The sequence below is a fragment of the Chlamydia pecorum E58 genome (genome assembly GCF_000204135.1).
GTDB lineage: Bacteria > Chlamydiota > Chlamydiia > Chlamydiales > Chlamydiaceae > Chlamydia > Chlamydia pecorum.
Map to the genome: position 1 here is coordinate 241887 of NC_015408.1, position 13744 is coordinate 255630.

Consider the following 13744-nt stretch of genomic DNA (forward strand, 5'->3'; position numbering starts at 1 on the left):
TCATCTAAGCAAAAAAAATAAAAGAACCTCCGCGCTAAAGTCAAGACAAGGGAATTCTCTTATATAAACTAAAACTTAACAACTTAAAAAGTTATTATATTAAAAGATGTTCCAATTATTAATTATTAGCTTGCTTTTGAAACAAAATGAAACTAACATTTTTGTTATAAACAGTAATTTTTATTTTTAGGAATTATATTCATGAGCAATCCTACTGGCAAATCGAGCGGCAAATCGAACCAGACTTACAAACCTTCGGCGTCATTTAACAAAAAAAACCGCAGTCGGTTAGCGGAGCTTGCGGCCCAGAAAAAAGCGAATGAGGACAACTTAGAGCAAAAGTATCCGATTCCTACAGAAGAAGAGACGAAGCAAGCGATGGTCAACATCTTAGAAGGCTTGAGCAATGGGTTAACCTTACAACAGATCTTGGGGATTTCTGATGTTCTCTTAGAGGAAATTTACACTATTAGCTACAGTCTGTATTCCCAAGGAAAGTACCTTGAGGCTGTAGGGTTATTCCAAGTACTTGTTGCATCAAAGCCGCAGTGCTATAAGTACATGTTAGGATTAAGCTCATGCTTCCATCAACTCAAGTTGTATAATGAGGCTGCCTTTGGATTTTTCCTAGCCTTTGATGCACAACCTGAAAACCCAATTCCTCCTTATTACATTGCAGATAGTCTTCTTAAGCTCGACCAATTAGACGAAGCACAAAATTTCTTAGATATCACTACAGATATTTGTAAAGACAAGCCCGAGTATAAAATACTTAAAGAGCGCTGCAATATTATGAAGCAATCCATTGCAAAACAGCGGGAAGAAGAAGAAAAAGCAGCTTCTTCAACAAAAGCAAGTTCAACAACAACAAAAAAAGCCAAAGCTCCTAGCAAAAAGAAAAATGATTCTAAGAAAGGCAAGAAAAAATAGCATCAGAAGGTACCCCCAATGCAAAAAAAACCAAGAAAAACTAAAAAATCTACGAAGTTAGTAAAACCAGTAGAAATTTCCCATCCTAATCAGCAAGAAGCTCTTATCCATGATTTAGAAAATGCTGTTGCTGAATTTTGCCAAGATCTTCCTTTAACTCAGACATTTGGCAATATCAATGATAATAAGCAAATGGCAAAAATGATCGCTGCGCTATCTGGAACATTAGACTCCTTACATATTGAAGATCTCACCGCAGGCCTCTTTCCTAATCCTAAAGAAGATGCAATGTTCGCAAAAAACCTCTCCTCAGTTCTTCACGGCTTAAAAAATCTTTCCTCACTGGTCCAAGACAACATATCAGAAAGTGTTGAGTAAACTGCTCTAAATCTCAGACACCCAGGAACCTTAATGTCTCTTTCATCTACTTCAGGACCCGAAAGCAATAAAAACATTATCAGCCAAGCGCTTGCCTCTTCTCCTCAAGGAGTCCCTGATCAAGATAAACTTACAGGGAAAGAAAACAAACAAGTACAGCAAACACGCGCAGGGTTCGATACTCAGATGCAAAGCGACGCTAAGCTCGCAGGCGTTGAAGGCAAGGGGACAGCAGTAGCTGCCCTTGAAGGACAAGGTCTCGCTGCAACGGCAAGTCTTACCGCAGATTCAGAGAATCTTGAGGGGATTGGCCTTGGGGGAAATGCCACAGCACAACTTTCAGGAACAGCTCAGGCCTCTGCTGGGGCGAGAACTGAGACCTCAGGAATTAAAGAGCTGGCTAAAACTCAAGTTTCTGGGTTGTCTACCGAAGAACGAGCCCTACTACAAGAGATTCAATCCCTAGTTAGCGAGGCCACTTCGGGAACAGGCAGTGTTAAGTTTAATTTAACTACTCCTGAACTCACACCTCCAAAAATCACCCCACGCCAAGATGTCTCAGAGATTGCTATGGCTCTAGCAAAGGCGATCTCTGCCCTAGGAGAGTCCACTGCTGCTGCTGTGTCCAACTATATGAGCACACAGGCACAAGCTGACCTCTCTAACAAAATCTCCCTAGAAAAACAAGGCCTCAAAATCGAAGCCGAGCGTAAAGAATTTCAAAAAATGAAAGAGCTTGAGGCAAAAGCTAAAGATACAAAAACTCTCGATGCTGTAAACACAGCATGCATTGCGATCTCTGTAACGCTAGCTGTGGTTTCTGTTGTTGTTGCCTGCTTCACTTGCGGAGCAGGATTGATCGGCTTAGCCGCAACAGCAGCTGTAGGAGCAGGAGCTGCTGCTGCAACGTCTACAGCGACTGCAGTTGCAACACAGATTACTATGCAGGCAGTCATTCAAGCAATAAAAACTGCTGTTGTTGAAGCCATCAAACAGGCTATCACACAAGCGATCAAAATAGCTATCAAACAAGGGATTAAAGCTGCAATTAAATTCCTCGTAAAGACCCTCTCAAAAGCTGCCGTAAAAGCAGCTACTAGGATCTTTTCATCGGGGAAAAGTATAATTTCCAAATCCTTCCCAAAACTCTCAAAAGTTATGAATGCCCTAGGGAATAAATGGGTAGGTATTGGCATTAGCATGGCAACAGCAGTCCCAAGTTTAATCAAAGGGATAGGGCAAATAGATATCTCCAACAAACAACAAGAATTAGCTCAGCTACAGAAAGAAGTTGGAAAGCTCTTAGCACAATCAGAAATGCTAAAAATGTTTACACAGTTTTGGATGCAGGCGAGCAAAATCGCTGCAAAACAAACTAGCCAATCCGAAGAAATGACACAACAAGCGACAAAGCTCGGTGCTCAAATAGGTAAAGCCTTTGCTGCTATCAGTGCTGGTCTTGCCAGTGCAGTATAACCCCATATTTTAAGAGGTATTTTTCTATGACATCTGGAGTTAGTGGAACACCAAGTCAAGACCCATCATTAGCCGCTCAGCTCGCACAAAATGCCCGTGGGGCAAGCGAAGCTGCCGCAGGGAGGACTAAAGATGCAAAGAAAGCAGGAGCTGAAGAAGCTGCAGGATTCGAGGATCTCATCCAAGAAATCACTACTGAGGGAACAGGGAAAAAAGAAAAAACATCTCAGTCATCTAAAAGCTCTAAAACTTCTAAAAGTGAAAAGACCTCAGGAGCCTCATCCAGCTCAACAGTAACAAGCGCATCAAAAACTGCGACTCACCAAGCAATCCAAGCGACAAAGCTCGGTACAAGCAACTATGAACTTCCCCAACTTCCCTCTCCAGAAAGCACTATGATCAACGGAGCTATCCTAAGAAAAGGGAAGGGAACTCTAGCTTTACTTGGACAAATTATGGCCTTGCTCGCAGAAGCCTCAGGAAAAAGTTGGTCTGCCTCCTTCCAACAACAAAACCAGGCGATTAGCAGCCAGGCAGAAATGGCTCCTTTAATTGGAGAAGCAATCCGAAGCCAAGCGAATAGTCAAGCTGCTGCAACAGAAGCTCAAGCTAAGCAAAGTTTAATTTCTGGAATTGTCAACATTGTAGGATTTGGCTTAACCGTTGGAATTGGGGCTGCTAGTGCTCTTAAATCCGGAGCCTCCAGCCTTAAAGCTGCCTCCTTTACGAAAGAAACAGGAGGAGCAGCAAGAGCAGCAACAAGTTCTGCCCTCTCTTCAGCAACACAATCTGCACAACAAACAGCAACTGCTGCGGCAGCATCTGCAGGAGGCGCTGCAGCATCTGCTCTAGGAGGAGGGATTGGAGGCGCTGCAGCAAAAACCGCAGCAAACCTTACCGATGATATGGCAGCAGCAGCAACGAAATCCGCAACCTCAGGGGGAGGGATTTTCGGAAAAATGTTAAATACACCAAAATGGTCAGAGAAGGCTGTTCGAGGACTAAATGTAGTGAAACAACAAGGTGCGCGCGCAGCACAATTTGGCTCCAAAGTTCTAGGGGCCTCTATGCAAGCCGCTCAAATGATGCATGCTGTCACTGCAGGTATCGAAGGGATCACCGGAGGGATTATCGGAGCTCAGGTCGCCCAACACCAAAGAGATGCTGGTATGGCAGAAGCCAGAGCTGAGGAACTCAAACAAATGTCCTCCATATACAGCCAATATGCAGGACAGGCTGGACAGCTTCAGGAACAAGCCTACAGTGCATTTAGAGAAGCACTGCAAACTATACAGAACGTAGCAGACAGCCAAACACAGACAACCTCTGCGATCTTTAACTAAAGCCTCTTAAAAAGCGGCTATGTACAGCCGCTTTACATTAAGAAATGATGTATCCCTGAAGAAACTCCTCTTGGTAGATTAAACAACAGCCAAGAATCATAAAGCTTGTTGCAGGGAGGAGTCCCCAAGGAAAGCTCTCCCCGAGAAGAGCCCATCCGTAAAATGCAGCAAAAAGTGGCATGATCAAATTACAAAAAGAAAGAAATGTTGAGGAGAACTTCCTCAAAAGTCTGGCATACAGGTTGTAGCAAATCAAATTTGAAATAAACACCAACGCACAGACAGCCCCTAAAAACATAGGGAAATTCTGTATAGGAGTAGGGTCCCAAGGCTCTGTACACAAGGAATGCATAAGGGAAAATCCCCCGGAAACCAGCATGGCTAAAGCATTAATCGCCATGACAGATAATGAAGATGTTATCTCAATCTTTCTTAATAACGTCCACCCAAAAGCAGCAAAACATGTGGCACCCAATACCAGCACTTCAGGGAAGCCAAAGTTCCATGTCCATGCCTCCCCTAAATCCTCTCCCCCTAATATCAAGTAAGCAAAGTAGCTTACAAGGCCCAAACATAGCCCCACGACTTTTTTCAAAGAGAGCACTTCTTTAAGTTGAAGATAGGAAAACAAAGCAGAAACAAACGGCGACAACCCATAGATAAAACACGCCTTTGCAGAGCTGAGTTTTTGTAGTCCTAAAAATTCACAGGCATTTGCAAGATAATATCCCGTAAACGCTAGGAGGATAATGTACATGCTCACTTTTCTAGGGAAACGCAATGTCTCACCTCGAGCCCATACTATCCCAGCAAGGATCCCCCCAGCGAGAAGCATCCTCGCTCCTGTCACAAACAAAGGCGCAGCGGAACTCATCACCAGTTTACTAATTGCAAAAGATGAAGACCAAATGAATGCGGTAAAAAAGACGAGAAATAACGACACAAGAACCCCTAAAAGGCATAAAATTTGATCCATTTTAAAAGAAAAATCTATACTCTCCAACTCAAATAATTTTTAGAATTTCCCCCTCTATGAAAGAAAGTAAAACATTTAGGAAAAGTCTCTTGCTTTGATCAGAAAAAGTATTAAAATATTTGATCAGGAAAGGTGTCAAATCAGACAAACAAAACCCATTTTTACGAGGAAAAAATGATTCGCATAAATTGCAATCAAGAAGAGCATGAACTGCCGGAAGGAACAGTTGCTGCAGATTTCGCTAGTAAAATGAAAGATTCTCAAAACTTTATTGGCGTATTAATCGATGGGCAGCCTAAAGATCTTTTAACTCCATTACAAGAGGGAAATACCGTCACCTTTATTACCTCTGAGGATTCTCATGGCAGGGAAATCTTTCTTCATACCTCTGCTCACTTGCTCGCGCAGGCGGTCCTTCGTCTTTGGCCTGATGCACAGCCAACAATTGGCCCTGTGATTGATCAAGGATTTTATTATGATTTCGCCAATCTTTCCATTAGCGAAAAAGATTTTCCTGCCATTGAAGAAATGGTAGCAAAAATCGTAGAGGAAGAACTTCCTATCGCAAGATCGGTGTTAAAAACTAAAGATGAAGCTTTGCAGAAATTCTCTAATAACCCATTTAAAGCGGAATTGATCCGAGAGCTCCCAGAAAACGAAGAGATTTCTGCTTATGCTCAAGGTGAATTTATGGATCTGTGCCGAGGGCCTCACCTCCCCTCGACAGCTCCCGTAAAGGCTTTTAAAGTTCTCCGAACTTCCGCTGCCTATTGGCGTGGGGACCCATCGAGAGAATCTTTGGTTCGCGTGTATGGGATTTCTTTCCCTACAATGCAAGAACTCAAAGAGCATCTTCATCAGCTTGAGGAAGCGAAAAAGAGAGACCACCGGGTTCTTGGAGTGAAATTAGATCTATTTTCACAACAAGAATATGCTGCTGGTATGCCCTTTTTCCATCCTCGAGGGATGATCATTTGGGATGCCTTAATTAATTTCTGGAAAGAGCTGCATGCCCGTGCTGGTTATCAGCAAATCAAAACGCCTCAACTAATGAATCAGCGTCTTTGGGAGATCTCAGGGCACTGGCAAAACTATAAGGAAAATATGTATACCCTTACGTTAGATGAGGAAAACTACGCCATTAAGCCAATGAACTGCCCTGGCTGTATGTTGTATTACAAAACACATCTACATAGCTACAAGGAATTCCCCTTAAGGGTAGCAGAAATTGGTCATGTGCACCGTCATGAAGTTTCTGGAGCGCTTTCTGGATTGATGCGAGTGCGAGCATTTCATCAAGATGACGCGCACGTCTTCTTAACTCCCGAGCAAGTTGAAGAAGAAACGCTGAATATTCTTGATTTGGTTGCCAAACTTTATCACACGTTCGGTTTGGCATATCATTTAGAGCTTTCCACGCGGCCAAAAACAGGAACTATAGGAAGTGATGAACTCTGGGAACACGCCACATCAGCGCTTCAACGCGCTTTGGAGAAGTCTGGCTCTTCCTTTATCATTACTCCTGAAGAAGGTGCTTTCTACGGGCCAAAAATTGATATCCACGTCAAGGATGCTATTAACCGTACGTGGCAATGTGGGACAATACAATTAGATATGTTCTTGCCTGAGCGCTTCCATCTTGAGTATACCAATGCAGAAGGAGGGAAAAGCATTCCGGTTATGCTTCACCGAGCTTTGTTTGGCTCCATAGAAAGGTTCTTAGGCATCCTTATCGAACATTTCAAAGGAAAGTTCCCTCTATGGATAAGCCCTGAGCAGGTTCGTTTGATCACCGTTGCGGACAGGCATATTCCTCGTGCGCGAGAGCTAGCACAAAAATGGCAAAATCTCGGCCTTGTAGTCACCGTGGATGATGCAAGTGAATCTGTAAGCAAGAAAATTCGCAATGCGCAAACAATGCAGGTGAATTATATGGTTACGCTTGGAGACCAAGAAGTTGCCAATAATACTCTAGCTATACGTACGCGGGACAATCGTGTGATTAATGATGTGTCTGAAGAAAAATTCCTAAACGCCATACTTGAAGAAAAGAATTCTTTAAGCTTAACTGCATTATTGTAGTCAAAAAATTTAGGGATAGCTCTTAGTATGCAAACAATTGCTGTAAACAGTTTTAAAGGAGGAACTGCCAAAACATCAACCACGTTGCATCTAGGAGCAGCTTTAGCTCAATATCATCACGCTAGAGTATTGCTTATTGATTTTGATGCCCAAGCGAACCTTACCTCAGGGCTAGGCTTAGACCCTGACTGTTATGATAGCTTGGCAGTAGTATTGCAAGGCGAAAAGGACATTCATGAAGTGATCCGCCCGATTGAGGATTCCGATGTGGATTTAATCCCTGCGGATACGTGGTTGGAGCGGGTTGAGGTCTCAGGAAATCTTGCTGCAGACCGCTACTCTCATGAACGCCTAAAGCACATTCTTAAAGAGGTGGAGAGCGATTATGACTATGTCATAATCGACACTCCTCCCTCTTTATGCTGGCTTACAGAATCCGCGTTGATTGCTGCTGATCATGCATTAATCTGTGCCACCCCAGAATTTTATAGTGTAAAGGGTTTAGAACGGCTAGCAGGATTCATTCAAGGAATCGCTGCACGCCATCCTTTAACAGTTCTGGGAGTGGCATTATCTTTTTGGAACTGTAGAGGAAAAAACAATGCAACGTTTGCTCAACTGATCCAAAAAACTTTCCCTGGAAAACTTCTCGAAACCAAAATCCGCAGGGATATTACGATTTCTGAAGCGGCAATTTATGGAAAGCCCGTATTTGCCACAGCACCGAGTGGGCGAGCTTCCGAAGATTACCTGAAATTGACAAAAGAGCTACTAACCTTATTAAAAGACGTGTAATTCGATGGGGAATTTAAAAACTCTATTAGAGAACCGCTTTAAAAAAACCTCGCCAAATAAGGTAGAGTCTTTAGCCCGCAAGCGCATGGAAGGGGAGCTTTCTCCCATGCCAAGAAAAACTACGCAACATCTTCTCTCTTCTCAGGAGCAAGATAGGCTTCAAAAATTATTGGAACACTATTCTCTAGAGAAACAGGTAAAACAACAAGACGTCCAATATCTTTGTGTCCTTTCAGCAGAGATCAAACAAATCCATCACCAAGCTGTCCTGTTACATGGAGAGCGGATTAAGAAAGTCCGTGATCTTCTCAAAAGCTACCGTGAAGGGGCTTTTTCTTCTTGGCTGATGCTCACCTACGGAAACCGACAAACCCCGTATAACTTCCTCGTATATTATGAATTGTTTTCTTTGCTTCCAGATGCTTTAAAAATAGAGGCAGAAAAGATGCCTCGACAAGCAATGTATACACTAGCGTCTCGACAGGGCTCTCAAGAGAAAAAAGAAGAGATTATCCGCAATTATAAAGGGGAAAATAAAGACGAACTTCTTCGCATTATCCGCAAAGAATTTCCTTTAATTGCTTCAGACTGTCGTCAGACGTCTGTATCCAAACAAGCACTCGCGTTTCTTGTAAAAGGAACACAGCTTCTTAGTAAGTGCTCTACACTATCCTTAGAAGAAAAAGGCACTTTGGAAAAATTGCTAAAAAAACTTAAAAAAGTTAAAAATAACCTCTTTCCTGATACAAAGGTATGATCACTATGGCGTCGAAAGCAAAAACACTCGAACTTGAAGACAATGTATTTTTCCTTCTTGAGGGAAATTTAAAAAGGATTTTTGCGACCCCAATTGGTTATACGACATTCCGAGAGTTTCAAAATGTAGTCTTTAATTGTGCCAATGGCCAGCAAGAGGCTGCGAACTTTTTCTTTGAAATGCTAATTAATGGAAAGCTGACACAAGAGGTAACTCCTCACCAAAAACAAGCTGCGCAAAAGCTCATTGCAGAGTTCATGATGCCAATTCGTGTCTCTAAAGACATCCATGAACGTGGGGAATTTATTAACTTCATCACTTCAGATATGCTAGCGCAGCAAGAACGCTGTATTTTTTTAAATCGCCTAGCTCGTGTAGATGGGCAAGAGTTCCTCCTCATGACAGATGTACAAAATACCTGCCACCTTATCCGTCATTTACTTGCTAGACTTTTAGAAGCACAGAAGAATCCCATTGGGGAAAAAAACCTTCTAGAAATTCAAGAAGAAATTGAATCTTTGAAAAATCACTTTGAGGAGCTTTCAAAAGCCCTTCAATAATCAGAATTATGAATAAAAAAAAGCGTATACTTACTGGGGATCGTCCTACAGGAAAACTTCATTTGGGTCACTGGATAGGTTCTATAAAGAATCGCTTAGAACTTCAAAATCATCCTGAATACGAATGTTTCTTTATCATTGCGGATCTGCATACAATGACAACAAAAGTCCGCAAAGAAGAAGTTTTAGACGTGGATAACAATGTATATGAAGTTCTTGCAGATTGGCTAAGTGTAGGGATAGATCCCACAAAATCTACAATTTATCTTCAATCTCTTATTCCAGAGATTTATGAGCTTCATTTACTCTTTTCTATGCTGATTTCTATAAATCGCGTTATGGGGATCCCTAGTCTGAAAGAGATGGCGAAAAACGCCTCAATAGAAGAGGGAGGACTTTCTTATGGTCTGATTGGCTATCCCGTATTACAAAGTGCGGATATCCTCCTTGCAAAAGCCCAGCTGGTACCTGTAGGGAAGGATAACGAAGCCCACATTGAGCTCACCCGAGATATCGCAAGAAACTTCAATCGTTTATATGGGGAGATCTTCCCAGAGCCTGAGGTTCTCCAAGGAGAGTTGACCTCTTTAGTTGGAATTGATGGTCAGGGGAAGATGAGCAAATCTGCAAATAACGCGATTTATCTTTCTGACGATGAAGCAACCATTCAAGAAAAAGTCCGCAGAATGTATACGGATCCCAGTCGTATCCATGCGACAACGCCAGGTCGCGTTGAAGGCAATCCTGTGTTTATTTACCATGATCTGTTTAATCCTAATAAAGATGAGGTAGAGGATTTCAAGACTCGCTACCGTCAAGGCAATATCAAAGATACAGAAGTTAAGGCTCGCCTTGCTGAAGAGATCTTGTCTTTCCTTAAGCCTTTTAGGGAACGACGGATGGAATTCTTAGCTCATCCTCAGCTCCTTCAAGAGGCCCTACAACAGGGCACGTTACGGATGCGGGAGGTAGCAAAAGCCACAATGGAAGAGGTCCACGAGAAATTAGGACTTAGCCATAAATGGCGGGCTTTGCTGAATTCCTCTCTATGACGTTTCACCTTCATTCTCCTTTTCAACCATGTGGAGACCAACCTGAAGCCATTGCAAAGCTATGCTCTGGGTTAAAGGAGAATGTTCGTGCTCAAGTGCTTCTAGGAGCAACAGGTTCAGGGAAAACATTTACCATAGCGAATGTGATTGCCCAAGCAAACCTCCCTACACTGGTATTAGCCCATAATAAGACACTAGCAGCTCAGCTCTATCAAGAGTTCCGGGAGTTCTTTCCTGAGAATGCTGTCGAATACTTCATTTCGTATTATGACTATTATCAGCCTGAGGCGTATATTGCCCGTAGTGACACCTATATAGAAAAAAGCTTATTAATCAATGATGAGATTGATAAGTTGCGCTTATCTGCAACACGTTCAATTTTAGAGCGTCGTGACACCTTAATAGTCTCTTCTGTTTCCTGTATTTATGGTATAGGCTCTCCCGAAAATTATCTTTCTATGACGTTAGAATTACAGGTCGGAAAGGCATACCCTAGGGATCTTCTTACCTCACAATTAGCGAAAATGCATTATCAAGCCTCTCCTCTTCCCCAGCGCAGTGCTTTTCGAGAACTCGGAAGTGTACTAGATGTTTTCCCTGCCTATGAAAATCAAGCTCTTCGGCTAGAGTTTGCTAACGATACTCTAGTCTCTATCGATATTTGTGATCCCCTGACAATGCTCCCTCAGAGCTCAACGACACAAACAATACTTTACCCCGGATCACATTATGTTACACCTGAAGCAATTCGAGAATATGCTGTACGCTCTATCCGAGAAGAACTGGAAGAACGCCTGAAGTTTTTCGAAACACGCCCTGTAGAACAAGAACGGTTATTTCAAAGAACCACGCATGATATCGAAATGATCAAGGAAATTGGCTTTTGTAAAGGGATCGAAAATTACTCTCGTCATTTCACGGGAGCTCCCCCCGGAGCACCGCCAGCATGCCTGCTGGATTATTTCCCTGAGGAGTTTTTACTCATAGTGGATGAGTCCCACCAAACACTTCCACAAATACGTGCAATGTATAGAGGAGATAGATCTCGAAAAGAAGCCTTGGTAGAATATGGTTTTCGTTTGCCTTCCGCATTTGATAACCGTCCCCTTACCTATGAAGAAGCTCAGAAATACTTCCGCAAGGTGATCTATGTTTCTGCAACTCCTGGAGACACAGAGCTCAAAAAAAGCCAAGGGCATATTGTTGAACAAATTCTTCGTCCTACAGGGATCCCAGATCCCCTTCCGGAAATTCGGCCTGCTACAGGGCAAGTTGATGACCTCCTAGAGGAAATCCGCGTAAGATTAGCAAAAACACATGAGAAAATCTTAGTAATCTCCCTAACAAAAAAGCTTGCAGAAGAGATCGCAGTGTTTCTCAATGAGCTGGAGATTCCCGCAGCCTACCTCCATGCAGATATAGAAACTGCCGAGCGTACCCACATCTTAGCCGATCTACGCACAGGGAAAATCGACGTGCTCATTGGAGTCAACCTCCTTCGTGAAGGGCTGGATCTTCCTGAAGTATCTTTAGTTGCCATTTTAGATGCAGACAAGGAAGGCTTTTTGCGCAGCACTTCCTCACTCATTCAGTTTTGTGGCAGAGCTGCAAGGAACGTTCATGGGAAAGTAATTTTCTACGCAGATAAAAAAACTCCTGCTATCGAAGCGACTCTGAAAGAAGCTGCCCGCCGCAGGCAGATCCAAATTGCGTACAACAAAAAACATAACCTCACCCCCCGCCCCATCATCAAAGCAGTCTTTTCCAATCCTATTCCTCAAGGAACAAAAAAAGATCCTTTTCCCCAAGAACAAGAGCTCTCCCAAGAGGAGCTAGAGAAACTCATTAAGAAAAATGAAAAGCTCATGCTTCTTGCTGCTGAAGAGTTTCGTTTCGAAGATGCAGCAAAATACCGTGATCTCATCCACTCGTACAAAAAGCGACTTCTAGAGCTCTCCTAACAAAACTTATTTACTTTTTGTAAGGACAAAATCTAATATGGCCAAGGAGGGATTCCCCCAGGAAGTTATTGGCTTTCTATAAGCTTCCTTGTTCTTAAGGATTGTGCAACGAGACGTATTATGTGTGACGCCACCATTTCCAATATCCAAGCGCGAGAAGTTCTAGATTCTCGAGGCTACCCGACAGTAGCTGTTAAAGTCATTACCAACTTGGGAACTTTTGGAGAAGCATGCGTTCCTTCTGGAGCTTCTACAGGAGTCCATGAAGCTTTGGAACTGCGCGATCACGATGCTTCTAGATATCAAGGGAAGGGAGTACTACAAGCAGTAAAAAATGTTAAAGAAGTTCTTCTTCCTCTGCTACATGGCTATAGCGTCTTTGATCAGATCCTTTTGGATTCTATGATGGTAGATGCTGACGGCACACCAAATAAATCAAAATTAGGAGCCAATGCGATTCTAGGGGTTTCTTTAGCGTCAGCGAAAGCAGCAGCAGCAACTCTGAAGCGTCCTCTATATCGCTATCTCGGAGGGTGCTTTGCCTCTACCCTTCCTTGCCCTATGATGAACCTTATCAATGGCGGGATGCACGCAGATAATGGCCTGGAATTTCAAGAATTTATGATCCGTCCGATTGGGGCGCACTCTATGCACGAGGCGGTATCTATGGGGGCGGATGTATTCCATGCTTTGAAAAACCTCTTAAAGTCACGTCATTTAGCTACAGGAGTAGGCGATGAAGGAGGCTTTGCTCCGAACTTACGCTCCAATGCAGAAGCTTTAGAGCTTCTCATGACTGCAATAGAAGCCGCAGGTTTTGTCCCTGGGGAGGAAGTTTCTTTAGCTCTAGATTGCGCAGCATCTTCTTTTTACGAAGCAGTGACAAAAACCTATCACGGCAGACCTTATGATGCACAGATAGAGATTCTTAAAGAGCTTTGCGAACGGTTTCCTATAGACTCTATTGAGGATGGCTTAGCGGAGGAAGATTATGAAGGATGGGAGAAATTAACCCAAGAGCTCGGCGATCAAGTTCAACTTGTTGGAGATGATTTATTTGTAACCAATCCTGGTTTAATAGCCGAAGGGATCAGTAAAAATCTTGCCAATGCGGTATTGATTAAGCCAAATCAGATCGGAACACTCACAGAAACTTCTGAGGCGATACAGCTTGCCCATTCTCATGGATATAGCACTATTCTCTCACACCGCTCTGGGGAAACTGAAGATACTACCATTGCAGATCTTGCTGTAGCATTTTCCACAGGTCAGATAAAAACAGGATCTTTATCACGTTCTGAACGCATCGCCAAATATAACAGGCTCTTAGCAATAGAAGAAGAGCTCGGTCAGGAAAGTCTCTTTAAAGATTCCAATATTTTTGCCTCTTACGAAGAATAGAAAAGAAACAGAATTTTTATATACTACGAAAAA

12 protein-coding genes are annotated in these 13744 nt (G+C 42.9%); 11 read left to right on the forward strand and 1 reads right to left on the reverse strand.

The window, feature by feature from the left end; all coding sequences use genetic code 11:
• Positions 1 to 201: 201 nt before the first annotated feature.
• Genes G5S_RS01050 through sctE form a run of 4 tightly spaced genes read left to right on the forward strand, consistent with a single transcriptional unit; the run spans position 202 to position 4127 of the window.
• Positions 202 to 930 carry a SycD/LcrH family type III secretion system chaperone gene (locus G5S_RS01050; RefSeq protein WP_013712322.1) on the forward strand — a complete coding sequence of 243 codons (729 nt, stop codon included), beginning with the start codon at positions 202 to 204 and terminating at the stop codon, positions 928 to 930.
• An 18-nt stretch (positions 931 to 948) separates the two neighbouring features.
• On the forward strand, positions 949 to 1308 hold the full coding sequence (locus tag G5S_RS01055; protein WP_013712323.1) for a hypothetical protein: 360 nt from the start codon (positions 949 to 951) through the stop codon (positions 1306 to 1308).
• Between the two features lie 33 nt (positions 1309 to 1341).
• Positions 1342 to 2784 carry a type III secretion system membrane protein gene (locus tag G5S_RS01060; protein ID WP_013712324.1) on the forward strand — a complete coding sequence of 481 codons (1443 nt, stop codon included), beginning with the start codon at positions 1342 to 1344 and terminating at the stop codon, positions 2782 to 2784.
• A 26-nt stretch (positions 2785 to 2810) separates the two neighbouring features.
• Complete coding sequence (gene sctE, locus G5S_RS01065) at positions 2811 to 4127, forward strand: type III secretion system translocon subunit SseC family protein (RefSeq protein ID WP_013712325.1); 1317 nt, start codon at positions 2811 to 2813, stop codon at positions 4125 to 4127.
• Positions 4128 to 4164: 37 nt separating this feature from the next.
• On the opposite strand, the gene G5S_RS01070 is transcribed toward sctE, so the two are convergent.
• Positions 4165 to 5070: a DMT family transporter gene (locus G5S_RS01070; RefSeq protein ID WP_013712327.1), complete on the reverse strand. Its 906-nt coding sequence runs from the start codon at positions 5068 to 5070 to the stop codon at positions 4165 to 4167.
• A gap of 207 nt (positions 5071 to 5277) precedes the next feature.
• Between G5S_RS01070 and thrS the strand changes: the two genes are divergently transcribed.
• From thrS to eno, 7 genes are all read left to right on the forward strand, one after another.
• Positions 5278 to 7185 carry a threonine--tRNA ligase gene (gene thrS, locus G5S_RS01075; protein WP_013712328.1) on the forward strand — a complete coding sequence of 636 codons (1908 nt, stop codon included), beginning with the start codon at positions 5278 to 5280 and terminating at the stop codon, positions 7183 to 7185.
• Positions 7186 to 7212: 27 nt separating this feature from the next.
• Positions 7213 to 7980 (forward strand): ParA family protein, encoded by a 768-nt coding sequence (locus tag G5S_RS01080; RefSeq protein ID WP_013712329.1) that lies wholly within the window; start codon positions 7213 to 7215, stop codon positions 7978 to 7980.
• Positions 7981 to 7984: 4 nt separating this feature from the next.
• Positions 7985 to 8737, forward strand: coding sequence for a pGP6-D family virulence protein (locus G5S_RS01085; protein ID WP_041467001.1), 753 nt, complete (start codon positions 7985 to 7987; stop codon positions 8735 to 8737).
• A gap of 5 nt (positions 8738 to 8742) precedes the next feature.
• Positions 8743 to 9297, forward strand: a complete 555-nt coding sequence (locus tag G5S_RS01090) for a CT584 family type III secretion system tip protein (RefSeq protein ID WP_013712331.1) — start codon at positions 8743 to 8745, stop codon at positions 9295 to 9297.
• An 8-nt stretch (positions 9298 to 9305) separates the two neighbouring features.
• Positions 9306 to 10349: a tryptophan--tRNA ligase gene (gene trpS, locus G5S_RS01095; RefSeq protein ID WP_013712332.1), complete on the forward strand. Its 1044-nt coding sequence runs from the start codon at positions 9306 to 9308 to the stop codon at positions 10347 to 10349.
• Positions 10346 to 12310 (forward strand): excinuclease ABC subunit UvrB, encoded by a 1965-nt coding sequence (gene uvrB, locus G5S_RS01100; RefSeq protein WP_041467060.1) that lies wholly within the window; start codon positions 10346 to 10348, stop codon positions 12308 to 12310. The genes trpS and uvrB overlap by 4 nt, the downstream gene beginning before the upstream one ends.
• A gap of 120 nt (positions 12311 to 12430) precedes the next feature.
• Positions 12431 to 13711, forward strand: a complete 1281-nt coding sequence (gene eno / locus G5S_RS01105; RefSeq protein WP_013712334.1) for a phosphopyruvate hydratase — start codon at positions 12431 to 12433, stop codon at positions 13709 to 13711.
• Positions 13712 to 13744 lie beyond the last annotated feature (33 nt).

What these genes read in the sequence shown, in the direction of transcription:
- G5S_RS01050 (WP_013712322.1), top strand. Translation starts at nt 202, where the DNA reads ATGAGCAATCCTACTGGCAAATCGAGCGGCAAATCGAACCAGACTTAC.
- G5S_RS01055 (WP_013712323.1), top strand. Translation starts at nt 949, where the DNA reads ATGCAAAAAAAACCAAGAAAAACTAAAAAATCTACGAAGTTAGTAAAA.
- G5S_RS01060 (WP_013712324.1), top strand. Translation starts at nt 1,342, where the DNA reads ATGTCTCTTTCATCTACTTCAGGACCCGAAAGCAATAAAAACATTATC.
- sctE (WP_013712325.1), top strand. Translation starts at nt 2,811, where the DNA reads ATGACATCTGGAGTTAGTGGAACACCAAGTCAAGACCCATCATTAGCC.
- thrS (WP_013712328.1), top strand. Translation starts at nt 5,278, where the DNA reads ATGATTCGCATAAATTGCAATCAAGAAGAGCATGAACTGCCGGAAGGA.
- G5S_RS01080 (WP_013712329.1), top strand. Translation starts at nt 7,213, where the DNA reads ATGCAAACAATTGCTGTAAACAGTTTTAAAGGAGGAACTGCCAAAACA.
- G5S_RS01085 (WP_041467001.1), top strand. Translation starts at nt 7,985, where the DNA reads ATGGGGAATTTAAAAACTCTATTAGAGAACCGCTTTAAAAAAACCTCG.
- G5S_RS01090 (WP_013712331.1), top strand. Translation starts at nt 8,743, where the DNA reads ATGGCGTCGAAAGCAAAAACACTCGAACTTGAAGACAATGTATTTTTC.
- trpS (WP_013712332.1), top strand. Translation starts at nt 9,306, where the DNA reads ATGAATAAAAAAAAGCGTATACTTACTGGGGATCGTCCTACAGGAAAA.
- uvrB (WP_041467060.1), top strand. Translation starts at nt 10,346, where the DNA reads ATGACGTTTCACCTTCATTCTCCTTTTCAACCATGTGGAGACCAACCT.
- eno (WP_013712334.1), top strand. Translation starts at nt 12,431, where the DNA reads ATGTGTGACGCCACCATTTCCAATATCCAAGCGCGAGAAGTTCTAGAT.